This is a genomic window from Demequina lignilytica, assembly GCF_030418375.1.
In the GTDB taxonomy this organism is placed as follows: domain Bacteria; phylum Actinomycetota; class Actinomycetes; order Actinomycetales; family Demequinaceae; genus Demequina; species Demequina lignilytica.
This window is the reverse complement of record NZ_JAUHPZ010000003.1, coordinates 75,463-99,089: the sequence shown is the minus strand read 5'-3', so window position 1 is coordinate 99,089 and position 23,627 is coordinate 75,463. Positions and strand designations below refer to the sequence as shown.

The following is a 23,627-nucleotide window of genomic DNA, read 5'->3' as shown; positions in this document are numbered from 1 at the left end:
GAGAATCCCGGTCGTTCGGCATGCCCTGGAGGAGCCCCGTGACCACACCCGCGCCCGCCGCACCCCTCGCCCCGCTGCTCGGGGAGTGGGCCGATGCGCGCCTCGGCGACGCGACCTACGTCCAGGCGCCCGGGGCCGCCGCCGCGCCGCTCATCGCCCGCGCCGCGCTCACCGCCGACGCGCCCATCGTCGCCGTCGCCGCCACCGGCGGGGACGCCGACCAGCTCGCCCGCGCGCTCACGGCCTATCTGGATCCGGCGACCGTCACCACGTTCCCCAGCTGGGAGACGCTCCCGCACGAGCGCCTCAGCCCCCGCTCCGACACCGTCGCCCGCCGCCTCGCGACCCTCCGCCGGCTGGTCCACCCCGAGCGGGCCGCGGCCGAGTCCGGCCTCCCCGCCCCGCGCGTGGTGGTCGCCCCGCTCCGCGCCCTGCTGCAGCCGCTGGTGCCCGGGCTCGCCGACCTCGAGCCGGTGCTCCTGCGCGTCGGCGACGAGCGCGACCTCACCGATCTCACCGAGGCGCTCGCGGCCGCCGCCTACACCCGCGTCGACATGGTCGAGCGGCGCGGCGAGTTCGCGGTCCGCGGCGGGATCGTCGACGTGTTCCCGCCGACGGACCCTCACCCGATCCGCGTCGAGTTCTTCGGCGACGAGGTCGAGTCCCTGCGCTTCTTCTCGGTCGCTGACCAGCGGTCGCTGGAGTCGGTCGGCCGGCTGTGGGCGCCGCCGTGCCGCGAGCTGCTGCTGACCGACGAGGTGCGCGCCCGGGCCGCCGCCCTCGCCTCTCAGATCCCGACCGCCGCCGACATGCTCACCCGCATCGCCGACGGCCACGCGGTCGAGGGCATGGAGTCGTTGATCCCCGTGCTGCTCACGCGCCTCACCCCGGTGACGGACGTCCTGCCGCCGGGCACCCGCATCGTCGCCCTCGAGCCCGAGCGCCTCGCGAGGCGAGCCGAGGACCTCCAGCGCACCGCCGCCGAGTTCCTGCAGGCCGCGTGGGTGTCCGCGGCGGCCGGCGCGGACTCGCCGCTCGAGGCCCAGGGGGAGCAGGGCGGCTTCCTCGCGCTCGAGGACGTCGAGGTCTCCGCCGCGGAGCACGGCCTCGGCTGGACCGCGATCGGGCCGTTCGGCTCCGCCGCCGCCGTCGCGACGCCGATCGGGGAGATCGAGGACTTCCGGGGACGCCTCGCCGCCGTGCTCGACCTCATCAAGGCGCGCCTCGCCGACGGCTGGCGCGTCACCATCGCCGCCGCGTCCGTCGGCAGCGCCCACCGCATCGTCGAGCAGTGCGCGGAGCGGGACATCCCGGCGCGCGTCGCCGCGCGAGGCGACGACTCGGACGCCGGCGTGGTCGCCGTCCTCGCCTCCGTCGACGCGCGCGGCTACCAGGTCGCGGACGCGAGGCTGCTGGTGCTCCACGAGAGCGAGCTGACGGGCCGCGCCGCGTCCGCCGCGGGACCCAAGGTGAAGGTCCCGAGCCGCCGCCGCACCGCGGTCGACCCGCTGCAGCTGCGCCCGGGAGACTTCGTGGTGCACGAGACCCACGGCGTGGGGCGGTTCGTCGAGCTGACGAAGCGCATGGTGCGGGGCATCGAGCGCGAGTACCTGGTCATCGAGTACGCGCCCTCGAAGCGCGGCGGGCCGGGCGACCGGCTGTCGGTGCCCACCGACCAGCTCGACCTCATCACCAAGTACGTCGGCGGCGAGGCCCCGAGCGTGAACAAGATGGGCGGCGCCGACTGGTCGAGGACCAAGGGCAGGGCCCGCAAGGCGGTGAAGGAGATCGCCTCCGAGCTGATCCGTCTCTACAGCGCGCGCATGGCGACGCAGGGACGCGAGTTCGGCCCGGACACCCCCTGGCAGCGGGAGCTCGAGGAGTCCTTCGCCTTCGTCGAGACCCCCGACCAGCTCACCACCGTCGACGAGGTGAAGTCCGACATGGAGAAGGCCGTCCCCATGGACCGCCTGGTCTGCGGCGACGTCGGCTTCGGCAAGACCGAGATCGCCGTGCGCGCCGCGTTCAAGGCCATCCAGGAGGGCACCCAGGTCGCGGTGCTGTGCCCGACCACGCTGCTGGTGAAGCAGCACGTCGACACGTTCGCCGAGCGCTTCGGCCAGTTCCCCGTCAAGGTCGCCGCCCTGTCGCGCTTCCAGACGGACAAGGAGGCCAAGGAGGTCATCGAGGGTCTGGCCGACGGCAGCGTCGACCTGGTGGTCGGCACGCACCGCCTCATCACGGGGTCCGTGCGGTTCAAGGACCTGGGCCTGATCGTGATCGACGAGGAGCAGCGCTTCGGCGTCGAGCACAAGGAGACGCTCAAGGCCCTGCGGACGAACGTCGACGTGCTCGCGATGTCCGCGACGCCGATCCCCCGCACGCTCGAGATGGCCGTCACGGGCATCCGGGAGATGTCCACGCTCGCGACCCCTCCCGAGGAGCGCCACCCGATCCTCACCTACGTGGGTCCGCACGAGGACGCGCAGGTCATCGCCGCGATCCGCCGCGAGCTGCTGCGCGACGGCCAGGTGTTCTACATCCACAACTCGGTCAAGACCATCACGCGCGCGGCGCTCAAGCTGGGCGAGCTGGTGCCCGAGGCGCGCATCGCGGTCGCCCACGGGCAGATGAGCGAGAAGCAGCTCGAGCAGGTGATCGTCGACTACTACGACAAGAAGTACGACGTGCTGGTTTGCACCACGATCGTGGAGACGGGCCTGGACATCTCCAACGCCAACACCTTGATCGTCGAGCGCGCGGACACCTTCGGCCTGTCCCAGCTCCACCAGCTCCGCGGGCGCGTCGGCCGCGGCCGCGAGCGCGCCTACGCGTACTTCCTCTACCCGCCGGACCGCACCCTCACGGAGACGGCGCACGACCGGCTCCAGACCATCGCCGCCAACACGGACCTGGGCTCCGGCATGGCCGTCGCCATGAAGGACCTGGAGATCCGCGGGGCAGGCAACCTGCTGGGCGCCGAGCAGTCCGGCCACATCGAGGGCGTCGGCTTCGACCTCTACATCCGCATGGTCGGCGAGGCCGTCGCCGGCTTCCGCGGCGAGGAGCAGGAGGAGCGCGCCCCCATGACCGTCGACCTGCCCATCGACGCGCACATCCCGGTGGCCTACATCGACCACGAGCGGCTGCGCCTCGAGGCGTACCGCAAGATCGCGGACGCGGAGAGCGGCGATGCGCTGGACGCCGTGGTCGAGGAGCTCGGCGACCGCTACGGCCCGCTCCCCGAGCCGGTGGCGAACCTGATCGCCGTCGCCCGCGTCCGCATCGAGCTGCGCGCTGCCGGCATCCACGACGTGGTGTCCCAGGGCCGCCTGATCCGCTTCAGCCCTGTCGAGCTGCCCGACTCCGCGGCGATGCGCGTCACCCGCCTGTACCCGGGCACGCTGATCAAGCCCGCGGTGCGCCAGGTGCTGGTCCCCGCGCCCATGACGGCGCGCGTGGGCGGGAAGCCGGTCGAGGGTCTGCCCGTGCTCGACTGGGTCCGCGAGGTGCTCGCGGCCATGGGCGTCCGCGCGCCCGCGGGCGGCAACTAGGATGAGCCGCATGTCGTTCCGTCGCCGCCTCGCCGTGATCGCCGCATCGTCCCTTCTGCTCGCCGGCTGCGCCGTGCCCGGCCAGGGCGCCGCCCCCGGCGTCGCCGCCGAGTACGACGGCACCACGCTCACCACCGCCGGGCTCGACCAGCTGGCCGCGGCCTGGGCGGAGGACAGCGACGGGCTCGTCGCCCCGACGCGCGACCAGGTCGCGACGTACGCGCTGATCGGTCCCGCCGCGGTCGCCGCGACGGAGGACACGGACAGCCCGATCACCACGGGGGTCGCGGCGAACGTCGCCTCCGCGTGGTTCGAGTACGTGGGCGTCACCGACGCGGAGATCAGCGACGAGGTGGTCGAGCAGGTGCGCGAGATCCTCGCGGTGTACGTCCTGTCGCTCACCGACGAGGACACGCAGGCGCAGCTCGCCGAGATCGCCGCCGACGTCGAGGACTCCGGGCTGTTCTCCCCGCGCCTGGGCGACTTCTCGGCGGAGGCGCTGTCGGCCTCGATGGCCGACGCGCAGACGCAGGCGTCGAACCTGGGCCTCGGCACCTACACGTTCATCATGTACACCGACGTCTCCGGGTTCTCGGCGCCCGACGTGTCCTGGGCGGCGCGTGACTGAGGGCCTCATCCGCCTGGTCCAGGTGATGGACCGGCTGCGGTCCCCTGGCGGCTGCCCGTGGGATGCGGAGCAGACCCACGAGACCCTGGTGCGCTTCGCGCTCGAGGAGACCTACGAACTGGTCGACGCGATCGAGAACGGCACCCGCGAGGATCTGCGCGAGGAGCTCGGCGACGTCCTGCTGCAGGTGGTGTTCCACGCCCGCGTCGCGCAGGAGCACCCCGAGGACCCGTTCACCCTCGACGAGGTGGCGAACGGCGTCGCGGACAAGCTGATCGAGCGCCACCCCCACGTCTTCGCCGACGCGGAGGCGGGCACGGCCGACGAGGTCTACTCCCGCTGGGAGCGGATAAAGAAGGAGACCAAGCGGCGCGAGTCGGTGTTCGACGGCGTCCCGCTGGACCAGCCGGCCCTGGCCCGCGCGCAGAAGATCGCGAGCCGCGCCGACCGCGCCGGTGTGGTCCTCCCCGGCGCCCCCGCATCGTCCGACGGGGACGATGCGGCGGCCCGGATCGGCGCCGAGCTGCTCGCCCTCGCCGTGCGCGCGCAGGCCGCCGGCGTCGACGCCGAGGCCGCCCTGCGCGCCGCCACCCGCGAGTTCGAGGGGGCCGCCCGCGACGCGGAGCAGCAGCGTCCGGCGGACACCGGACGTTCATCGGACTAGGACCTACGGCGCTCAGCGCGTGCGCTGTGCGCTGACTAGACTCCCTAGAGGTACATCCATCCAAGCGAAGGAGCATCATGGCCAGCATTGAGGCCGTCGGCGCCCGCGAGATCCTCGACTCGCGCGGCAACCCCACCGTGGAGGTCGAGGTCGCACTCGAGGACGGCACGTTCGCGCGTGCAGCCGTCCCGTCGGGCGCGTCGACCGGAGCGTTCGAGGCGGTCGAGCGCCGCGACGGCGACAAGGGTCGCTACCTGGGCAAGGGTGTCGAGCAGGCCGTGGACGCGGTCATGGACGACATCGCCCCCGAGATCATCGGCATGGACGCGGGCGACCAGCGCCTGATCGACCAGCGCATGCTCGAGATCGACGGCACCGACAACAAGGGCAAGCTCGGCGCGAACGCGATCCTGGGCGTGTCCCTCGCGGTGGCGAAGGCGGCCGCCGAGTCGGCCGACATCGCGCTGTTCCGCTACGTGGGCGGACCGAACGCGCACGTGCTGCCCGTCCCGATGATGAACATCCTCAACGGTGGCTCGCACGCTGACTCCAACGTCGACATCCAGGAGTTCATGATCGCTCCCGTCGGCGCCCCGACGTTCCGTGAGGCCCTGCGCACCGGCGCCGAGGTCTACCACTCGCTGAAGTCCGTGCTCAAGGAGCGCGGCCTGGCGACCGGCCTGGGCGACGAGGGCGGCTTCGCCCCGAACCTGCCCTCGAACCGCGACGCCCTGGACCTGATCCTGGTCGCGATCGAGAAGGCCGGCTTCACCCCCGGTGACGACGTGGCGCTCGCGCTCGACGTGGCCGCGACCGAGTTCTTCAAGGACGGCGCGTACCAGTGGGAGGGCGGTCAGAAGACCCCCGACGAGATGATCGCGTTCTACGAGGGCCTCGTGAACGACTACCCGCTGGTCTCCATCGAGGACCCGCTGTCCGAGGACGAGTGGGACTCCTGGGCCGGCCTCGTGGCCAAGGTGGGCGACAAGACCCAGATCGTCGGCGACGACCTGTTCGTGACCAACCCGGTGCGCCTCAAGAAGGGCATCGACATGAAGGCCGCGAACGCCCTCCTGGTGAAGCTCAACCAGATCGGCACGCTGTCCGAGACCTCGGACGCCGTGGAGATGGCGCAGCGCGCGGGCTTCGCCGCCATGGTGTCGCACCGCTCGGGCGAGACCGAGGACGTCACCATCGCCGACCTGTCCGTCGCATACAACGCCGGCCAGATCAAGACCGGTGCCCCCGCCCGCGGCGAGCGCATCAACAAGTACAACCAGCTGCTCCGCATCGAGGAGGAGCTGGACGACGCCGCCAAGTACGCCGGCAAGTCGGCGTTCCCGCGCCGCTACGGCGCGTAAGGCGGCCTGACAGCCTGACGGACGGGCGCGTCTCCCTCACGGGAGGCGCGCCCGTTCCGCGTTCCGGGGCCGGCTCCGCCTCGCCCCCCGGCGCGCCCATGCCTGGACAGCGCGCACGGAGCACGTCCCGGTTGCCCGGCGTGTCGCGGGACGATGCGGCGCGAGACTCGGCGTGTCGGTCCGAGTTCCGTGCGCAGCGTCCGTGGGGTGGGCCCGGGCAATCCAGCGACTCGCTGCCGCGGCAGCGGTCCGACCCGGCCGGTGGCGGCGACAATGTCCCCGTGCGCTCCGCCTCCGGTCCCGACGAGCCGCGCGTCCCCGACGCCGCGGCGCGCGGCTGGCATGCGGTCGAGGGCCCCGATGCCCGCACCGTCCAGGTCCCCATGGTCCCGCCGGCGCCCGGCCGTGGCCGGAAGGCGACGCCCACCGGCAGGTCCCGCCCCACCTCGAGCGCGGCCGAGCGCCGGGCACGGGTGCAGGCGGATCAGCGCTCCCAGGCGCAGGCCCGCGCCCAGAAGGCTGCGAAGCGGCCCGCGCGCGGCACGGCGAAGGCCGAGCGCCCGGCGACGAGCGCCGCGCGCGGCCCGGCCAAGGCCCCGTCCGCCGCCGCACACCAGGGCCGTCCCGCGCCGAGCCCGGCGCGGCCCGCGTCTCCCCGCGCATCGTCCTCGCCGACGCCCCCGCCCGCCCGCCACCACGAGCCGTCCGCGCCCGCCGGTGCGCTGGCGAACCTGCGCGCGCGCTTCGCCCGCACCCCGGCCGCCGCGGCGCCCGCAGCGGAGCCCCGCGTGCGGGCGGGCGCACGGCCGCCCAAGCGCAACGGGCCGGCGACCGGTGGGGTGAGGATCCCGAAGGGCCGCGCCTCGTCGCGCCCCGGCGGGCCCACCACGCATGCGCGCGGGCCCGAGACGCGCAACCGCATCGAGCCGGCGCGTGCACGGGGCTCCTGGCTCACCGCGGCGTCGTGGCGGATCGCCGTGCTCGCGGGGGTGCTGGTGCTCGCCGCCGCCGTGGTGCTGCCGTCGCTGCGCTCGTACTTCCGCCAGCAGGAGGAGCTCGCCGACCTCGCCGCGGAGGCCCAGGCGGCCCAGGTCGAGGTCGAGGATCTGCGCGCGGAGGCGGCGCGCTGGGACGACCCGGCGTACGTGGTCGCGCAGGCCCGCGAGCGTCTCGCGTTCGTGTTCCCCGGGGAGACCCCGTACCGCGTGATCGACCCCGAGACCGTGGCGGGCGCCGCGGAGGGATCGCCCGCCGCGGAGGAGGAGTCGACCGGCACCGAGGACGGCGTCTGGTACACCCGCGTGTGGGGCTCGATCGCGGGCGAGGCCGCGGCGGAGGAGGAGCCCGCCCCGGCCACGAGCGACGCCGACTAGACTCTCCCGGGTGACCGACACCCCCGCGACCGACCGTGACCTGGCCGTCCTCGAGGCCCAGCTGGGGCGGGTGCCCCGCGGCGTGGTCGCGGTCGCGGCCCGCTGCGTCTGCGGCAACCCGACGGTGGTCCACACCGCGCCGCGGCTGCCGGATGGGACCCCGTTCCCGACGCAGTACTACCTGACGCATCCCGACGCGGTGAGCGCGGTGTCGACGCTCGAGGCCGACGGCGTCATGAAGACGATGCAGGCGCGGCTGGGAGAGGAGCCCGAGCTGGCCGCGGCCTACCGGGCCGCGCACGAGCGCTACCTCGAGGAGCGCTACGCGCTCGGCGACGTCGAGGAGATCCACGGGATCTCGGCCGGCGGCATGCCCGACCGCGTGAAGTGCCTGCACGTGCTCGTCGGGCACGCGCTCGCGGCGGGTCCCGGGGTCAACCCGCTGGGCGACGAGGCGCTCGCCCTGATCGCACACGCGTGGACGCCGGACCGCTGCACCTGCGCGGTCGAGGTCTGAGGACGTGGCACGCGTCGCCGCCGTCGACTGCGGCACCAACTCGATCCGGCTGCTGATCGCCGATGTGGCCGCGCGGGCGGACGGCTCGCTCGAGCTGACCGACGTGGTGCGCGAGATGGTGGTGGTGCGTCTGGGCGAGGGGGTCGACCGCACCGGCGAGTTCTCGGCGGCCGCGCTCACGCGGACCTTCGCGGCGGTCGACGGGTACGCGGCGCTGTGCCGGGAGCACGGGGTGGAGTCGATCCGGTTCGTCGCGACGTCCGCGACCCGCGACGCCGGCAACCGCGAGCAGTTCCTCGACGGTGTCCGTGGTCGGCTGGGCGTCACGCCCGAGGTGATCTCCGGCGAGGAGGAGGCCGCGCTGAGCTTCCGCGGCGCGACCGCCGTGCTGGACCCGGCTCACGACGCGCCGTTCCTGGTGATCGACCTCGGCGGCGGGTCGACCGAGGTGGTGCTGGGCGTTGACGCGCCCGAGGCGGCCCACTCCATGGACGTCGGCTGCGTGCGGATGACGGAGCGTCACCTCGAGGGCGACCCGCCCTCGACGTCTCAGGTGGAGGCGGCCGAGCGAGACATCCACGCCGCCCTCGACGCGGCCTTCGAGGGCGTCCCGGTCGAACGCACCCGCACGCTGGTCGGCCTCGCCGGCACGGTCACCACGGTCACCGCGCACGCGCTCGGGCTGCCCGAGTACGACTCCGAGACGCTCGACGGTGCGGTGCTGCCCATCGAGGACGCCATCCGCGCCTGCGACGAGCTGCTGGTCGCCTCGCGCCACGAGCGGGCCGCGCTCGGGTTCATGCACCCCGGCCGCGTCGACGTCATCGGTGCGGGCGCGCTCGTGTGGCGCACGGTGATGACGCGCGTGCGCGACGCGGTGGTGGCGGCCGGGGGCGAGCTGCCGCACGTGGTGACGTCGGAGCACGACATCCTGGACGGGCTCGCGCTCGCGGTGGCCGAGCCGCTGTTAGCCTCGCGGGCCTGAGCCCGCGCGCTCGCGCCGGGCCCGACCCGCGCATCGTCCCGCCCCCGTAGCCCAACTGGCAGAGGCAGCCGGCTTAAACCCGGTCCAGTGCGGGTTCGAACCCCGCCGGGGGCACCGCCGAGACGCCCGCCGCGCCGCTCCACCCTCGTGCCCGCCGCCCCGGCCCCGTCCCCGCCGCCCCGGCCCGGTCCCCGCCGCCCCGTTCTCGAAATGGACGCTCGGTGACCGCAACCCGAGGGTTTCGTGCGCCGAGCCTCCATTTCGGGGGATGGGGCCGTGGCGCCACGGCCGCGGGACCGAGGCGGCGGCGCGGGGCGGCGGGTGCCGGCCAGCCCCTAGGCTGGTGCGCCATGGCAGCTGGCGCGACCGTCCACACCTTCGAGATCACGCTCGCGGACGTCGACCGCGGCGTCTACGAGGACCTGTCGCTGCGTGTCGCGCGCCATCCCTCGGAGACCGGCGCGTTCATGATGACCCGCGTGCTGGCGTACTGCCTCGAGCACGCGGAGGGGATCGCGTTCTCCGAGGGCATCTCCACCACCGAGGAGCCGGCGGTGCTGGTGCGCGACCTGACCGGGCTGATCACCGCGTGGATCGAGGTGGGCCAGCCCGAGGCGGAGCGCCTGCACCGCGGGTCGCGCCTGGCGGAGCGGACCGTCGTGTACACCCAGCACGACCCCGCCAAGGTGCTGGCCCGCTGGGACGGCAAGCGGATCCACGAGCGGGAGCGGATCGAGCTCGTCAGCTTCGACCCAGGCTTCATCGACGCGGCCGCGGCGCTGGTCGGGCGTCGCAACGCTCTCACGGTCTCGGTCACCGACGGCCACCTGTACGCGGAGCTGAACGGCACCGCGCTCGACAGCGACGTGCTCCGCCGCCCGCTGGACTGAGCGCCGCGGGCCGCTCAGGCCGGGAGCGCCTCCGCCCGCGCGATCCAGTCCACCGACGCCTCCAGGTTCCCGAAGGTGTACAGGTGCAGCGACACGTCCCCGTGCACCGCGGGCGACAGCCCGTGGACCAGGTCGCCCACGAGCCGCTCCGGCCCCGCCGAGCCGATGAGCGACGTCAGCGAGAACCCGTACTTCTTCGCGATGGATGCGGTGGCGGAGACCCCGCAGCGGCGTGCGAATCCCACCAGGCGTGCGACGCTCGCGGGCCCGGGCACGCCGACCCGGATCGGGAGCTCGAGTCCGCGCGCCCGTGCCTCGGCGATCCACGCCAGCACCGCGTCGGCGTCGAAGGACATCTGCGTGGCGACCAGCCCCGCCATGCCGGCCTCGCGCACGGCGTCCTGCTTGCGCAGCAGCGAGGCCCACAGCACGTCCGACGCGATCGCAGGGTGGCCCTCGGGGTACGCGGCGAACCCGACCTCCTCGACGTGATGGTCGGCGAGCACGTCCCCACGGATCAGCGCCTCGGCATCGGCGTACGGGCCGGCGGGCGTGGCCGGGTCGCCTCCGATGATGAACATGCGGCGGTGCGCGTCCCTCATGGTCAGCGCCGCGAGGTGCTGCCGCAGCGCGGCCTCGCTGGGCACGCGACGGGCCGCGACGTGGGGGACCGGCACCAGTCCGAGCGAGCGCGCGGCGCCGGCGGCCTCGACGCGCGCGGCGGGCTCCTCGGTGCCGAGGTGCGTCACGTGCACCCGGGTGCCCGCCGGGAGGGACGATGCCGCGGTCGGCAGGGTCGCCGCGTCGCGGGCCGTGATCTCGATCGAGATGCCGTCGAGCAGCGGGGCGGTCGCGGACACACGTCTCCTTGGGCTCGTCGCTGGGGAAGGAGGCAAGTCTACGGGGGACGACAGGACGGCCGGGGCGCCCGCTCGTCAGCGGGTGCCCCGGCCGTCGGCTCGGGGAGGGAGAGAGAACCCCGAGGTGGGGGGTCGGGCGAAGGTCAGAGGCTCACAGGATGGCGGTGAGCTCCTCGTTCGCCGCGGCCCGGACGGCCTCGCGAGCCTCGTGGGCGCCTCGCGCCTCGAGCGCCAGGTGCGCGAGCTGGCGGCACTGCTGGATGGTGTGCTTGGACAGCGCGAGCCGCACCGCCGGCACCTTCGACGGCGCCATCGAGAGGCTGCGCACGCCCAGCCCGGCGAGCACCAGCGCCAGGTACGGGTCGCCCGCGGACTCGCCGCACACGCCGATCGGCTTGCCGTTGTGGTCCGCGCCGTCGCAGGCGGCGGCCACCACGTCGAGCACGGCCGGCTGCCACGGGTCGAGCAGATGCGAGAGCTCGCCCTCCATGCGGTCGGCCGCCATCGTGTACTGCGCCAGGTCGTTCGTGCCGATCGACGCGAAGTCGACCTCCGCGAGCACGTGCTTCGATCGCAGCGCGACGGCCGGGACCTCGACCATCACGCCCGCCTTCGGCAGGCCGTGGGCGTAGACCCGCTCGGCGAACCACGCGGCCTCGTCGGCCGTGGCGACCATCGGCGCCATCACGCGGACGTCGGCGCCGGTCTCCTTGGCGGCGACGGCGAGCGCCTCGAGCTGCGAGTCGAGCAGCTCCGGCTTCGCCTCGCACAGGCGCAGGCCGCGACGACCGAGCGCCGGGTTCTCCTCGTCGCCCAGGTTCGCGAACGCCAGCGGCTTGTCGGCGCCAGCGTCGAGGGTGCGGACCACCACGCGCCGGCCCGGGAACTGCTCGAACACCTTGCGGTAGACCTCGGCCTGCTCCTCGACGGTCGGCATGGTCTGCGCGGACAGGTACACGAACTCGGTGCGGAACAGCCCGACGCCCTCGACGTCCGTGGCGCCGGCGGCCACCGCATCGTCCACCCCGCCGATGTTGGCGAGCAGGTTGACCGGGTGCCCGTCCCTGGTGAGGCCGTTGCCGGTCACCTCCGCGAGCGCGGCGGCGAGCGCCTCGCGGCGCGCCCGCTGCGCCTCGATGAGCTCCATGTCGGGCTCGAGGGTGACCTCGCCGGAGTCGCCGTCGACGGCGACCGTGGTGCCCTCGGCGATCGACGTGGCGCCGTGCAGCTGGACCACGGCCGGGATGCCCATCTGGGCTGCCAGGATCGCGGTGTGCGAGGTGCGGCCGCCGGCCGCGGTGATGATGGCCACCACCTTGGCGCGGTCGAGCGCCGCGGTCTCCGCGGGAGCGAGGTCCTCCGCGACGATCACGGACGGGCCGGTGAGGGACGGCACCCCGGGAGCGGGGACGCCGAGCACGGCCGCGACGGCGCGGTGGCCCACGTCGCGGAGGTCGGTGACCCGCTCCGCGAAGTAGCCGCCGAGCGCCTCGAACTGCGCGGCGTACTCGTCGACGGCCGCGGCGATGGCGGTCGCCGGACCCTTGCCCTTGCCCACCTGGCGGCCCGCGGCCTTCGCGAGGCCCTTGTCGCGGGCGATCAGGGCGGTCGCCTTGAGGATGGGGGCGGCGTGCTCGTCGGCGGCCTCGGCCCGGGCGTCGAGGTCCTTCGCGACCGAGGCGAAGGCCTCGAGCACCAGGTCGGTGGCCGCGGCGGCGTCGACCGGGGTGGGTTCGTCCGCCGGCGGCCGGACCGGAGGCGCGACCTGCACCACCGGACCCGCAGCCGTCCCCGGGCTCACTCCCACGCCGGTGAACGTCTCGCCGGACATGTCAGCCCTCCGCGTCCAGGTCGCGCTCGAGGAGCGCGACGAGCGAGTCGAGCGCGGCGTCCGCGCCGTCGCCGTCGGCGGTGAGCACGACCTCCTCGCCGTGCTTGGCGCCGAGCGCCATCACGCCGAGGATGCTGGTGGCGTCGACGGCGTCCTGGCCGGGTCGGCCGATCTCGACGTCCAGACCGGTCTCCTGCGCGGCCTCGACGAAGAGGGCGGCGGGACGGGCGTGGAGGCCGACGGACGAGCCGATCGCAACGGTGCGCTGTGCCATGAGGGATCTCCTTCTTTCTTGGGGGTTGTCAGACGGTCGCGGCCGCGTCGACGGTCGCGAGCTTGGGGTCGCGGGACTTGAGGATCAGCACGATCGACGTCATGACGACCACGCCGATGACGATCGCGGCGATCCAGAGCCACCAGTGGGTGATGAGCGCGGCGACCCAGACGCCGCCGTGCGGGGCGGGCGACTCGGTGCCCCACGCGAGCGCGAGCGCTCCGGTCACCGACGAGCCGATCACCGAGGACAGGATCACGCGCCACGGGTCGGCGGCGGCGAACGGGATCGCTCCCTCCGAGATGAACGAGGCTCCCAGCAGCCACGCGGCCTTGCCGTTCTCCCGCTCCGGCTCCGAGAAGAGCTTGGGGCGCACCACGGTGGCGAGCGCCATCGCGAGCGGGGCGACCATGCCGGCCGCCATGACCGCCGCCATGACCTTCAGCTCCGTCGAGCCGGACACCGCGCCGGCGCTGGCGAGGCCTGCGGTCGCGAAGAAGTACGCGACCTTGTTGACCGGGCCGCCGAGGTCGAAGCCCATCATCGCGCCGAGGATGGCGCCGAGGATCAGGGCCTGCTCCGGGGGGATGCCGTTGAGCCACTCGGTGAGACCGGTCGCCGCGGCGACGATCGGCTTGCCGAGCAGGGTGATGAAGAGCCCGGCGGTGATCAGGAGAGAGAGGAGCGGGGTCACCACGACGGGCATGACTCCGCGGACGCCCTTGTGGACCTTCCACGACGAGATCCACTTCGCGGCGAAGCCGCCGAGCACACCGGTGACGATGCCGCCGAGGAATCCGGCGCCCATCGTGTTCGCGATGAAGCCGCCGACGATGCCGGGCACCAGTCCGGGACGGTCCGCGATCGCGAACGCGATGAACCCGGAGAGGATGGGCACCAGGAAGCCGAACGCCGCGCCGCCGATGACGAACATGAGCGCCGCCCAGTAGACCATCGACGTGGCGTCGAAGCTCGCGGCGAGGTTGTACGGGTCCGGCGTGTAGTCGGCGGCCGAGGACACGGCAGGGTCGACGAACCCGACGTAGTAGCTGACGATCTCCTGCTGCGCGTTCTCCTCGATCACCTGGTTGGCGACCAGGAACGACAACGCGATCAGGATTCCGCCCGCGGCGACGAACGGGATCATGTAGCTCACACCGGTCATCAGCCACTGGCGGATGCGGGTGCCGATGCCGGCCTTCTCGTCCACCTTGGTGGCGAGGCTGCCGGTGGCAGCGGGAGCGGCGGCGGCCTTCGACGGGTCGGCCTTCCACTCGGCGGCCTTGTCCACCGCCTGGCTGATGAGCAGCGGACCGTCGGAGATCGCCTTCTTCACGCCCACGTCGATGATCGGCTTGCCGGCGAAGCGGTCGGCGTTCCTCACCTCGACGTCGTGGGCGAAGATCACGGCGTCGGCCTCGGCGATCTGCGCTGCGCTGAGCGGGGTCGCGCCCGCCGAGCCCTGCGTCTCGACCACCATCGTGTGACCCGCCTCCTTGGCGGCCCGCTCGAGCGCCTCGGCCGCCATGTAGGTGTGCGCGATGCCGGTGGGGCAGGAGGTCACCCCGACCAGCGTGAGGCCGGACGATGCGGCGGGAGCCTCGGCCGGCTCCGTCGCCGCGGCAGCGGCGGCCGGCGCGGGCGTCGGGGTGGGGGCGGGCGTCGCGACGGGCGCCTCGCCGACCTCGGCCTCGACGATCGCGACGACCTCGTCCTCGGAGGTGGCCTCGGCGAGCGCGGCCTTGAACTCCTTCTTCATGAGCGCCTTGGCGAGCTTGGGCAGCACCTGCATGTGCGCCTCGGACGCGCCCTCGGGGGCCGCGATCAGGAAGATCACCGTGGCCGGACCGTCCTTCGCGGCCCAGTCGATCCCCTCCGCGGGCCGCCCGAACGCCAGCGTGGGCTCGGTGATCGCGGCGGAGCGGGCGTGGGGGATCGCGATGCCACCGGGCAGGCCGGTCGCCATGGTCTCCTCGCGCTTGCGGACGTCCGCGACGAACTGGTCCAGGTCGGTGCACCGTCCCGAGGCGACCAGCGTCTCGGCGAGCGCGCGCGTCGCGGCGTGGCGGTCGTCGGCCGTGAGACCGAGGATCACCTGCTGCTCGTTGATGAGTGACATGGGAGTTCCTCTCCTGTCAGTTCTCTGCCAGCGTCGTGCCGGCGTCGGGGGAGTGGGTGAGGTCCACCGGGATCCCGTGAAGATCCTCAGGGTGAGGGACGCGGCTGCCGGGAAGGGTGACGGCGGCAGCGCCCCAGGCGACGCCCTCAGCGAGCGCATCGTCGTGGTCGAGGCCACGGGTGAGCCCGTGGAGCATCCCGGCGAGCATGCAGTCGCCGGCGCCGACGGTGGACAGCGGCGTGGTGATGGTGGCCCAGGAGTGGAGCAGCTCGTCCGCGGTGACCAGCAGGGCGCCGTGGCGTCCGAGGCTCACGCAGACGATGCCGATGCCCTGGGCGACCAGGTCGCGGGCGGCGTCCTGGACGTCGCCGAGCGTCGGAAGCGCGCGGCCCACGAGCTCCTCGAGCTCCTCGTGGTTGGGCTTGATGAGGTCGGGGGTGGCCGCGACGGCGGCGGCGAGCGCGGGCCCGGAGCTGTCGATCGCCACCTTCCCGCCGCCGGCGTGCACTCGTGCGACCAGCTGGCCGTAGAGATCGACCGGCGCGCCCGGCGGGAGCGAGCCGCAGCCGACCACCCAGGCGGCGCCCGCGGCGGCCTCGAGCGTCGCGTCCAGCATCGCCTCGACCTCGGCCTCGGCGAGCTCGGGGCCGGGCTCGTTGAGCTTGGTCGTGGTGCCGTCGGGCTCGAGCACGGAGATGTTCATGCGCGCGGATCCGGTGATCGCGACGGAGCGGCGCGGCACGTCCGCGGCGTCGAGCAGCTCCTCGAGCAGGTGCCCCTCCGGGCCGCCGACAGGGAGCACCGCGATGGCATCGCCGCCCTGTGCGGTGATCGCGCGGGCGACGTTGACGCCCTTGCCTCCCGCGTCGACGCGCACGTCGCTCGCGCGGAGCACCTCGCCGCGCACCAGCGCGTCCAGCGTCACCGCCCGGTCCACGCTGGGATTCGGGGTCAGGGTCACGATCATGCGGTCACCACCTCAGGTCCGGCCTCGCGCAGCTCGTCCAGCACGTCCTCGGAGAGGTCGGCATCGGTCACCACCAGATCGACTTCGGCGAGGCTTGCGAAGCGGTGGAGATGGTCGTCGCCCGCCTTGGTGGAGTCCGTGGCGACGATGACCCGGCGGGCGGAGGTCACCATCGCGCGCTTGATCTCGGCCTCGGCCTGGTCGGGCGTCGTGAGGCCTCGGGCGGCGGAGATCCCGTTCGTGCCGATCACGGCGACGTCGACCACGACGCCCTTGAGGGCGGCCGAGGCCCAGTCGCCCACGGCGGCCGCCGTGACACCGCGGACCCGTCCGCCCAGCACGTACAGCGTGAGTCCGGGGCGACCGGCGAGGGCGGCAGCGGCGGGGATCGAGTTCGTGAGGATCGTGAAGGTCGCGTCGTCGGGGAGCAGGTCGATCAGCGCGTGGGTGGTCGATCCCGCGTCGAGCAGGATGGTGCCGCCCGCCGGGAGCTCGTCCATGATCCGCGCGGCGATGCGGCGCTTCACGTCGGGCAGGTGGGCGGAGCGCGACGCGAGGGTCGGCTCGGCGACCAGGCGCTCGACGGGGATGGCGCCTCCGTGCACGCGGCGCACGGAGCCGCGCTGCTCGAGCGCGGTGAGGTCGCGGCGGATGGTCTCGGGGGTGACGGAGAGGTCCTCGGCGAGCGCGGCCACCTCGACCCGGCCGTCGTCGCGCGCCTGGGCGAGGATGCGCTGCTGTCGCTCCGTCGCGTACATCCCGACTCCTTCGTCTGCGTCCTCCGGGGGTGCAATATCCACATGAAACCACAGAAACAAAAACCAAGCAAAAGCAAGCGGAACCAAATCGGCGCGACTCGGTGCCTCAACCCGTGGCCCGTGCCGCGCTGGAGCAGAGGGGGTGGTTCCCGCGTTGATCAGGCAAGGCGTCTGGACCGGGCCCGAGGGGGGATCGGTAGACTGAGGGCGCCAATCCAAGGAGGCATTCGTGGCAAGTCCCGTGTTCAGCAGCTCGAAGGAGTTCAAGGCCGACCCCCTGCTCGCGCAGCAGTCCACGGCCGAGGACCTCCAGCGCCAGTACGAGGCGCCGTCGGCGACCCCTGGCTACGCCGACGACCGCATGTCGTACCGCGGCGTGGTCAACAAGGGCGTGGGCCTCGGCCTGGTCACCCTCGGCCTCGGCGCCGGCACCTACTTCTACGTGGCCGAGCAGCCCGGCGCGATGCTTCTCGCGTTCGGCGCCGGCATCCTGGCGCTCGTGGTCGGACTCATCGCCGCCTTCAAGCGCACCCCGGGCGTGGGGCTCGTGGGCACCTACGCCGCGGCCGAGGGCGTCTTCCTCGGCGCGCTCACCGCGTGGATCGAGACCTACTTCGAGGTTCCCGGCGCGGGCGTCCAGGCCCTGCTCGCCACCGGCATCACGTTCATGGTGTGCCTCTGGCTGTACCGCTCCGGCAAGGTGCGCTACACGGCCAAGATGCAGAAGATCTTCATGATCGGCGCGATCTCCTACCTGGTGTTCAGCGTGGTGAACATCGGCATCATGTTCCTGAACCCGGACATGGGGGCCTTCGGCGCACGCTCGGTGGAGATCAGCATCGGCGGTCTCAGCTTCCCGCTCGGCGCCATCATCGGCGTGGTCGCCGTGCTGCTGGCCTGCATCTCGCTCATCGGGGACTTCGACTTCATCGACAACGGCGTGAAGCGCGGCCTCGAGAAGAAGCTCGAGTGGAAGGCCGCCTTCGGCCTCATCGTCACGCTCGTCTGGCTCTACACCGAGTTCCTGCGCCTCATCGCGCTGTTCTCCGGTCGCGACTAGCATCCGACGCGCCGACGGCCCCCGACCGCGAGGTCGGGGGCCGTCGTGCTGTCAGGGCCGGGGTCGCTCCCCGCATCGTCCCGCCCCGCCCACCGGACAGTCCGCACCGATCTCCGGGGGACACGCCGGTCGAGACCGGTCCGATCGGGCCGACACGCCGCCGACCCTGGACCTGTCCCGTGCCGAGTGTCCGGGGGTGGGGGCGGGGTCGGGGGTCAGGCGAAGCTGACCTGGCAGAAGCCGTGGTTGCAGTAGCCGCCGGGGTTCTTGTCGAGGTAGCCCTGGTGGTACTCCTCGGCGTAGTAGAAGCGCCCGTCGCCCGCGTCCGCGACCCGGTCGATCTGCGTCGAGATCGGGCCGTAGCCGCCGGCGCTCAGCCGCTCCTGGTAGCGCGCGGCCGACGCCTTCGCGGCCTCGAGCTGCGCGTCGGTGGTGGCGAAGATCGCGCTGCGGTACTGGGTGCCGATGTCGCCGCCCTGCCGGTTCGGGGTGGTCGGGTCGTGGTTCTCCCAGAACGCCGCGAGCAGGGTGTCCAGCGACACCTGCGCCGGGTCGTAGACCACCTGCACCGTCTCGGTGTGGCCGGTCAGCGATGTGCACGTCTCCTGATAGGTCGGGTTCGCCGTCCACCCGCCCATGTAGCCGACCGCGGTCGAGTGGACGCCGGGGATCTGCCAGAAGATGCGCTCGGCGCCCCAGAAGCAGCCCATCGCCACGTAGAGCACCTCGTGGCCCTCGGGCCACGGGCCCTTGAGCGGGCTCCCGAGCACCACGTGGCGGTCGGTGATCTGCATCTCGGCGTCCCGCCCGGGCAGGGCCTTGTCGGGGGTCACCAGGGTCATCTTGTCGAGTCCAAGCATCGCTGCTCCCTTCCGCAGGACGAACGCGTCCGGGTCCGCCGATGTTCCGCGCCGCCGCACTAGTGTGACGGTATGCCCGACAAGGACGATGCGTCTCACGCCCCTCCAGCCGACGTGGTCACCGAGAACGTGCCGGTCTGGCTGCGGGTGTCCGCGGCGTGGGGCTGGCGACTGATCGTCGTCGGCATCGTTCTGCTCGTCCTGTTCCAGGGCTTCACCACCTTGTCCTCGGTGGTCCTCCCCCTGGGCATCGCGCTGCTGATCGCGGCGCCGCTCGAGCAGATGGTGAGCCGGCTCCAGAAGTGGGGGGTGCCGCGGACGGGGGGCGCGCTGCTCGCGATCCTGACGCTCGTCGTCGTGGTGCTGGGCCTCGGGGTCGCGGCAGGCAGCTCGATCGTCGCGGGCTTCGGCGACCTGCGCGACGCGGCGCTCGCGGGCTTCGACCAGTTCCTCGACTGGCTGGTCAACGGCCCCATCCACATGTCACGTGAGCAGATCGACCAGGTCATCGCGAACGCGACGTCGACGCTGCAGGACAACGCGTGGGGAGTCGCGAGCGGGGCGGCGTCCGTGACCGGCACGCTCGGCTCCCTCTTCGCGGGCTCGATCGTCGCGCTGTTCGCCCTCTTCTTCTTCATGAAGGACGGGCGCCGGCTGTGGCTGTGGTTCGTCGGGCTGCTGCCGCGCGGTCGCAGCGAGAAGGTCGACCGCGCCGGCATGACCGCCTGGCTCACGCTGCGCCGCTACACGGAGACCAGCGTGTTCGTGGCGTTCATCGACGCGCTCGGCATCGGTCTCGGCGCGTGGATCCTGGGCATCCCCCTCGCGCTGCCCATCGCGATCTTCGTGTTCCTGCTGTCCTTCATCCCCCTGTTCGGCGCCACCATCTCGGGCGCGATCGCGGTGCTGGTCGCACTGGTCGACGGCGGCCCGGTGAAGGCGCTGATCATGGTCGGGATCGTGCTCCTGGTCCAGCAGCTCGAGGGGAACATCCTGTACCCCTGGCTGTTCGGCAAGGCCGCCTCGCTCCACCCGCTGGCGATCCTGCTCACCGTCGCGACGGGAACCCTGCTGCTCGGCCTGGTGGGCGCGGTCATCGCGGTGCCGATCGTCTCCTTCGCCTACGCGTTCGCGCGCGCCCTGCGCTCCGAGTACGAGGTCGACGACCCCGGGGACGGGACCGGTGAGATCACGGTGCTCGGAGAACAGCCCAAGGACGCGCTCCGGCGCGCCCGCGAGGCGATCGCGCGCACCGGCGAGATCCGCGTGCGCCGTCACCGCGGCGCCGACCAGCCGCGCGGCACCCAGGAGCAGCAGGGCCCCGAGGCGTAGCCGCGCCTAGGCTGCCGCGCCGCTCGCCGCCGGTGCGCCGTCCGGGTGCCGGAGGCCTCGACCGCCCCGCCGGACCAGGCGCTTCAGGGACCGAGCCGCCGCGCGCACCTCCAGGAAGTACGGCCCCGCGAGCTTGATGGCGGTCGCCCTCGACGCCGTTCCCGGTGCGATCGGGAGCACCAGGAGCACATCGCGGCTCCGGATCTGGCGGCGGATCCCGCGAAGCACCTCCCTCGCGCGCGCGTCGGAGCACAGCCGAAGCGCCGTGGTCGCCCGCGCGATGTGATCGAACTCGAGCTCGAAATGGGCCAACCCGCGCCTGAGCGCCGGCGTCTGGGGGAACCCTGCCGCCAGCTGGCGCACGTGCGCGTTCGCCTCCTCGAGATGATGGAGCTGCGGATCCTTGGAGTTGCTGAGGGACCCGGCCCGGACCAGGTGCCGGTACAGCGTCTCCGGGATCGACGCGACCGTCTCGCAGCGGTCCACCACGTCTGCCACGACGAAGAAGTCCTCGATGTATCCGTGGGGCGCGAAGGGATCGACCCCCAGGACGCTTCGCCTGAACAGCTTGGTCCAGAGGTAGCCGCGGATGCCGCCGTGGAGCAGCTGGAGGAACGCGCCTTCCCTGTCCATCACCGTAGGCGCGTCATGGCCGTCGGTGGGCGGGCCCTCCTCCGCGCCGATCTGCCATCGCCCGCGGCACATGGAGAAGTCCGCGCCGGTCGACTCCGCCTCTTCCACGAGGCGGTCGAGGATGCCCGGGTCCCACTCGTCATCCCAGTCGACGAACCACACGTACTCGCCGGAGGCGGCTCGCAGCCCCGCGTTGCGTGCCCCTGCCGGCCCCACGTTCTCCGGCAGACGCATCCATTCGACGATCCGCCGCGTGCCCGGCCTCGTCATGTCGAACGCTCCCCATGCGCTGGAGGGGACGGTGGAGGCGTCGTCGACCAGGATCACCTCGAGCTCGGGGTATGTGAGCGACGCGATGTTCCGCAGCGCGTCGCCCAGCTCCTCCCCGGGGTTGAAGACCGGTGCGACCACCGAGACGAGGGGGCGTCTCGAGAGCGCGTCGTCCTCAGCCATCGTCACTGGCCCGCGTCCGGGTCGGCCGTCCGCACTCGTCTCGATCGACGGATGCGCCGCCGTCGCACGTCGCCACTGTTGCCACAAGCATCTGCGCGCACCCCCTTGCGAGCCCTGCTGTCCTCAGCAGATCATTGCACAGGCATGGGGGTGCAAACCAGGTCAAAAGGTGCGTCGGTCGCATCGCCCGGCGGGGTCCGCCCTCGCCCCGGCCGTGGACCGCGGGACGTTCGCCGAGGCGGGCGTGGGTCGCCACGGGCCCCTGGGCCGATCCGGGCCCGCGGGCTATGCTCGCGAATGCACGGCGTATCGGGGACGATCGCCGCCGATGCTCGGGACCAGGATGACGTCCCAACGGTTCAGCTCAGGGTGACGGGGGTCTGCCAGGGATCTGAGTCACGGCGGCGATGGCGCGGGAGGGGGCGAGCATGAGCGTGAGGGACGTCGCGAAGAGGTATCTCAGGCCTGCGGTGGTGCGCATGCGTGGTCTGGGTGCGGTTCCTGCGGCCGTCGGGCTCGGCGTCGCCAATCTGACGTCTCGGCGGAGCGTCTGCGACCCGGGCTCGCCCTGCGTCGTCTCGCTCACCAGCTACGGGAGCCGGCTCCGGCACGTGCACCTCGTGATCGAGTCCATCGCGCGCGGCTCTCTGCGGCCCGCCCGATTGATCCTCTGGTCGGAGGACCCCGAGTTCCGGGCCTCGCCGCCGCGAGCGATCCGCCGGCTGATCTCGCGTGGCCTCGAGCTCCGCGCCTGCGAGGACCTGGGGCCCCACAAGAAGTACTTCCCGTACGTGAGCGATGACGATGCGCCCGACGGCCTCGCGCTCGTCACCTCCGACGACGACGCGATCTACCCGGTGACCTGGCTCGCCGGGCTCGCGCGGGCGCATCGCGAGATGCCCGAGGCGAACATCGCCTACCGAGCACGGATGGTGCCGGCGGCGGGTGCCGATGGCACGCTGCCGCCGTACCACACGTGGCCGGACTGCCGCACCGACGTACCGGGTCCCGAGGTCTTCCCGACCGGCGTCAGCGGCGTGCTCTACAACCCGCGGATGCAGGCGGCGCTGCGCGCTCGCGGCAGGCAGTTCGAGGACTCCGCGCCACGCGCGGACGACATCTGGCTCTACATGGTCGCGCGGAAGGAGGGCATCCCGATCCGGCAGCTCGCGGACGCGCCCGCCAACTTCCCCTACCTCCCGTTCTCGCAGGGGCGAGGCCTTGCCGAGACGAACTACCTGCAGGGTGGCAACGATCGCCAGTTCGCGGCGACCTCGACGCTGCTCGGTGTCCCGTCGGCGCGTGCCCGGTGACTCCCGAGCCGCGGACGCCTGCGCGCGCCTAGACTCCACGGGTGCGCTGCGACTACTACGACTCGGGGCGGTGCCGGTCGTGCACGCTCATCGAGACGCCGCACGCGGTGCAGGTGGCCGACAAGCAGGCCGGGCTCGAGCGGCTGGTCGCCCAGGGCGCGCCCGGTGCTCGCCCGGAGTGGCTGCCCCCGCTGCTGAGCGCCGAGTCCGGCTTCCGCACCAAGGCGAAGATGGTGGTCGCCGGCTCGGTCGACGCGCCCACCATCGGCATCCTCGACCCGGCCGGCCGCGGCGTCGACCTGCGGGGCTGCCCGCTCTACCCGGAGCCGCTCTCCGCATCGTTCCCCGTCCTCGCGGAGCTGATCACCCGCGCCCGGCTCGAGCCCTACGACGTGCCGGAGCGCCGCGGCGAGCTCAAGCACGTGATCGTCACCCTGGCGCCGTCCGGCGACCTGATGGTGCGGTTCGTCATGCGGTCCACCGAGGCGCACGCACGTCTGGTCAAGCACCTGCCGTGGCTGCGTGAGCGCCTGCCCGCGCTCGCGGTCGCCACGCTGAACGTGCTGCCCGAGCACAAGGCGGTCACGGAGGGCGAGCGCGAGATCGTGCTGACGGAGCGCGCGTCCCTCACGATGGAGCTGGGCGCCGTGGCGCTGCACCTGCGCCCGCAGAGCTTCTTCCAGACCAACACCGCGATCGCGCGCGACCTCTACGCGCAGGTCGCCGGCTGGGTCGACGAGTCCGCGCCCGCCACCGTGTGGGATCTCTACTGCGGCGTGGGCGGCTTCGCGCTCCACTGCGTGCGCGAGGGGCGCCGTGTCACCGGGGTCGAGGCGAGCGAGCAGGCCGTCGCGAGCGCGCGGCTCAGCGCCGCGGAGATGGACGATGCGGGGGTCGCCGGGGCAGACGGGGCGACCTTCGTCGTGGGGGACGCCGTCGCGTGGGCGACGTCGCAGCCGGCGGTCGCCGACGTCGTGGTGGTCAACCCGCCACGACGCGGCATCGGCGTCGAGCTGGCGGCGTGGCTCGAGGCGAGCGGCGTGTCGCGGGTGGTCTACTCCAGCTGCAACGCCGTCACCCTCGCGCGCGACCTCGCGGCGATGCCCTCGCTGGTGCCCGTCCGGGGGCGGCTGCTCGACATGTTCCCGCACACCACGCACTACGAGGCCGTGGTGCTGCTGCAGCGGCGCTGAGC

The 23,627-nt window shown here is 73.0% G+C and carries 20 protein-coding genes and 1 tRNA gene; 13 read left to right on the top strand and 8 right to left on the bottom strand.

Annotated elements, in window-relative coordinates:
- Positions 1 to 20 precede the first annotated feature (20 nt).
- From mfd to QQX13_RS06520, 9 genes are all read left to right on the top strand, one after another.
- Entirely contained in the window at positions 21 to 3,554 is a 3,534-nt protein-coding gene (gene mfd / locus QQX13_RS06560) for a transcription-repair coupling factor (protein ID WP_436968565.1), read from the top strand.
- A 10-nt stretch (positions 3,555 to 3,564) separates the two neighbouring features.
- Positions 3,565 to 4,182, top strand: a complete 618-nt coding sequence (locus QQX13_RS06555) for a hypothetical protein (protein WP_301118829.1) — start codon at positions 3,565 to 3,567, stop codon at positions 4,180 to 4,182.
- Positions 4,175 to 4,846 (top strand): nucleoside triphosphate pyrophosphohydrolase, encoded by a 672-nt coding sequence (locus tag QQX13_RS06550; RefSeq protein WP_301152880.1) that lies wholly within the window; start codon positions 4,175 to 4,177, stop codon positions 4,844 to 4,846. The genes QQX13_RS06555 and QQX13_RS06550 overlap by 8 nt, the downstream gene beginning before the upstream one ends.
- A 77-nt stretch (positions 4,847 to 4,923) precedes the next feature.
- Positions 4,924 to 6,207, top strand: coding sequence for a phosphopyruvate hydratase (eno, locus tag QQX13_RS06545; protein WP_301118831.1), 1,284 nt, complete (start codon positions 4,924 to 4,926; stop codon positions 6,205 to 6,207).
- Between the two features lie 281 nt (positions 6,208 to 6,488).
- Complete coding sequence (locus QQX13_RS06540; protein ID WP_301152878.1) at positions 6,489 to 7,580, top strand: septum formation initiator family protein; 1,092 nt, start codon at positions 6,489 to 6,491, stop codon at positions 7,578 to 7,580.
- Between the two features lie 10 nt (positions 7,581 to 7,590).
- On the top strand, positions 7,591 to 8,097 hold the full coding sequence (locus QQX13_RS06535) for a DUF501 domain-containing protein (RefSeq protein ID WP_301152876.1): 507 nt from the start codon (positions 7,591 to 7,593) through the stop codon (positions 8,095 to 8,097).
- 4 nt (positions 8,098 to 8,101) lie between these two features.
- Positions 8,102 to 9,082: a Ppx/GppA phosphatase family protein gene (locus tag QQX13_RS06530; RefSeq protein ID WP_301152874.1), complete on the top strand. Its 981-nt coding sequence runs from the start codon at positions 8,102 to 8,104 to the stop codon at positions 9,080 to 9,082.
- Positions 9,083 to 9,122: 40 nt separating this feature from the next.
- Positions 9,123 to 9,196: transfer RNA gene (locus QQX13_RS06525), tRNA-Leu, on the top strand.
- Between the two features lie 236 nt (positions 9,197 to 9,432).
- A complete protein-coding gene (locus tag QQX13_RS06520) occupies positions 9,433 to 9,972 on the top strand; it encodes a YaeQ family protein (protein ID WP_301152872.1) in 540 nt (179 codons plus the stop codon).
- 14 nt (positions 9,973 to 9,986) lie between these two features.
- On the opposite strand, the gene QQX13_RS06515 is transcribed toward QQX13_RS06520, so the two are convergent.
- From QQX13_RS06515 to QQX13_RS06490, 6 genes are all read right to left on the bottom strand, one after another.
- Complete coding sequence (locus tag QQX13_RS06515; RefSeq protein WP_301118836.1) at positions 9,987 to 10,832, bottom strand: methylenetetrahydrofolate reductase; 846 nt, start codon at positions 10,830 to 10,832, stop codon at positions 9,987 to 9,989.
- A gap of 151 nt (positions 10,833 to 10,983) precedes the next feature.
- Positions 10,984 to 12,663, bottom strand: coding sequence for a phosphoenolpyruvate--protein phosphotransferase (gene ptsP / locus QQX13_RS06510; protein ID WP_301118837.1), 1,680 nt, complete (start codon positions 12,661 to 12,663; stop codon positions 10,984 to 10,986).
- A 1-nt stretch (position 12,664) separates the two neighbouring features.
- Complete coding sequence (locus tag QQX13_RS06505; protein ID WP_301118838.1) at positions 12,665 to 12,937, bottom strand: HPr family phosphocarrier protein; 273 nt, start codon at positions 12,935 to 12,937, stop codon at positions 12,665 to 12,667.
- Between the two features lie 28 nt (positions 12,938 to 12,965).
- Positions 12,966 to 15,056 (bottom strand): PTS fructose transporter subunit IIABC, encoded by a 2,091-nt coding sequence (locus tag QQX13_RS06500; protein WP_301118839.1) that lies wholly within the window; start codon positions 15,054 to 15,056, stop codon positions 12,966 to 12,968.
- Between the two features lie 16 nt (positions 15,057 to 15,072).
- On the bottom strand, positions 15,073 to 16,023 hold the full coding sequence (gene pfkB, locus QQX13_RS06495) for a 1-phosphofructokinase (protein ID WP_301118840.1): 951 nt from the start codon (positions 16,021 to 16,023) through the stop codon (positions 15,073 to 15,075).
- Positions 16,020 to 16,781 (bottom strand): DeoR/GlpR family DNA-binding transcription regulator, encoded by a 762-nt coding sequence (locus tag QQX13_RS06490; RefSeq protein ID WP_301118841.1) that lies wholly within the window; start codon positions 16,779 to 16,781, stop codon positions 16,020 to 16,022. The genes pfkB and QQX13_RS06490 overlap by 4 nt, the downstream gene beginning before the upstream one ends.
- A gap of 229 nt (positions 16,782 to 17,010) precedes the next feature.
- Here QQX13_RS06490 and QQX13_RS06485 point away from each other — a divergent pair, with 229 nt between their 5' ends.
- Complete coding sequence (locus QQX13_RS06485; protein ID WP_301118842.1) at positions 17,011 to 17,841, top strand: Bax inhibitor-1/YccA family protein; 831 nt, start codon at positions 17,011 to 17,013, stop codon at positions 17,839 to 17,841.
- Positions 17,842 to 18,056: 215 nt separating this feature from the next.
- Here QQX13_RS06485 and msrA read toward each other — a convergent pair whose 3' ends face one another.
- Positions 18,057 to 18,701: a peptide-methionine (S)-S-oxide reductase MsrA gene (msrA, locus tag QQX13_RS06480; RefSeq protein ID WP_301118844.1), complete on the bottom strand. Its 645-nt coding sequence runs from the start codon at positions 18,699 to 18,701 to the stop codon at positions 18,057 to 18,059.
- 72 nt (positions 18,702 to 18,773) lie between these two features.
- Between msrA and QQX13_RS06475 the strand changes: the two genes are divergently transcribed.
- Positions 18,774 to 20,033: an AI-2E family transporter gene (locus tag QQX13_RS06475; protein ID WP_301118845.1), complete on the top strand. Its 1,260-nt coding sequence runs from the start codon at positions 18,774 to 18,776 to the stop codon at positions 20,031 to 20,033.
- 6 nt (positions 20,034 to 20,039) lie between these two features.
- On the opposite strand, the gene QQX13_RS06470 is transcribed toward QQX13_RS06475, so the two are convergent.
- The gene (locus tag QQX13_RS06470) at positions 20,040 to 21,119 is read right to left on the bottom strand and encodes a glycosyltransferase family 2 protein (RefSeq protein WP_301118846.1); all 1,080 of its coding nucleotides are present in this window, start codon (positions 21,117 to 21,119) and stop codon (positions 20,040 to 20,042) included.
- 428 nt (positions 21,120 to 21,547) lie between these two features.
- Here QQX13_RS06470 and QQX13_RS06465 point away from each other — a divergent pair, with 428 nt between their 5' ends.
- Both QQX13_RS06465 and rlmC read left to right on the top strand, forming a co-directional pair.
- Positions 21,548 to 22,432: a hypothetical protein gene (locus QQX13_RS06465; RefSeq protein WP_301118847.1), complete on the top strand. Its 885-nt coding sequence runs from the start codon at positions 21,548 to 21,550 to the stop codon at positions 22,430 to 22,432.
- 41 nt (positions 22,433 to 22,473) lie between these two features.
- Entirely contained in the window at positions 22,474 to 23,625 is a 1,152-nt protein-coding gene (gene rlmC, locus QQX13_RS06460; protein ID WP_301118848.1) for a 23S rRNA (uracil(747)-C(5))-methyltransferase RlmC, read from the top strand.
- Positions 23,626 to 23,627 lie beyond the last annotated feature (2 nt).

What these genes read in the sequence shown, in the direction of transcription:
- mfd (WP_436968565.1), top strand. Translation starts at nt 21, where the DNA reads ATGCCCTGGAGGAGCCCCGTGACCACACCCGCGCCCGCCGCACCCCTC.
- QQX13_RS06555 (WP_301118829.1), top strand. Translation starts at nt 3,565, where the DNA reads ATGTCGTTCCGTCGCCGCCTCGCCGTGATCGCCGCATCGTCCCTTCTG.
- eno (WP_301118831.1), top strand. Translation starts at nt 4,924, where the DNA reads ATGGCCAGCATTGAGGCCGTCGGCGCCCGCGAGATCCTCGACTCGCGC.
- QQX13_RS06520 (WP_301152872.1), top strand. Translation starts at nt 9,433, where the DNA reads ATGGCAGCTGGCGCGACCGTCCACACCTTCGAGATCACGCTCGCGGAC.
- ptsP (WP_301118837.1), bottom strand. Translation starts at nt 12,663, where the DNA reads ATGTCCGGCGAGACGTTCACCGGCGTGGGAGTGAGCCCGGGGACGGCT.
- QQX13_RS06505 (WP_301118838.1), bottom strand. Translation starts at nt 12,937, where the DNA reads ATGGCACAGCGCACCGTTGCGATCGGCTCGTCCGTCGGCCTCCACGCC.
- QQX13_RS06500 (WP_301118839.1), bottom strand. Translation starts at nt 15,056, where the DNA reads ATGTCACTCATCAACGAGCAGCAGGTGATCCTCGGTCTCACGGCCGAC.
- pfkB (WP_301118840.1), bottom strand. Translation starts at nt 16,023, where the DNA reads ATGATCGTGACCCTGACCCCGAATCCCAGCGTGGACCGGGCGGTGACG.
- QQX13_RS06490 (WP_301118841.1), bottom strand. Translation starts at nt 16,781, where the DNA reads ATGTACGCGACGGAGCGACAGCAGCGCATCCTCGCCCAGGCGCGCGAC.
- msrA (WP_301118844.1), bottom strand. Translation starts at nt 18,701, where the DNA reads ATGCTTGGACTCGACAAGATGACCCTGGTGACCCCCGACAAGGCCCTG.
- QQX13_RS06475 (WP_301118845.1), top strand. Translation starts at nt 18,774, where the DNA reads ATGCCCGACAAGGACGATGCGTCTCACGCCCCTCCAGCCGACGTGGTC.
- QQX13_RS06470 (WP_301118846.1), bottom strand. Translation starts at nt 21,119, where the DNA reads ATGGCTGAGGACGACGCGCTCTCGAGACGCCCCCTCGTCTCGGTGGTC.
- QQX13_RS06465 (WP_301118847.1), top strand. Translation starts at nt 21,548, where the DNA reads ATGAGCGTGAGGGACGTCGCGAAGAGGTATCTCAGGCCTGCGGTGGTG.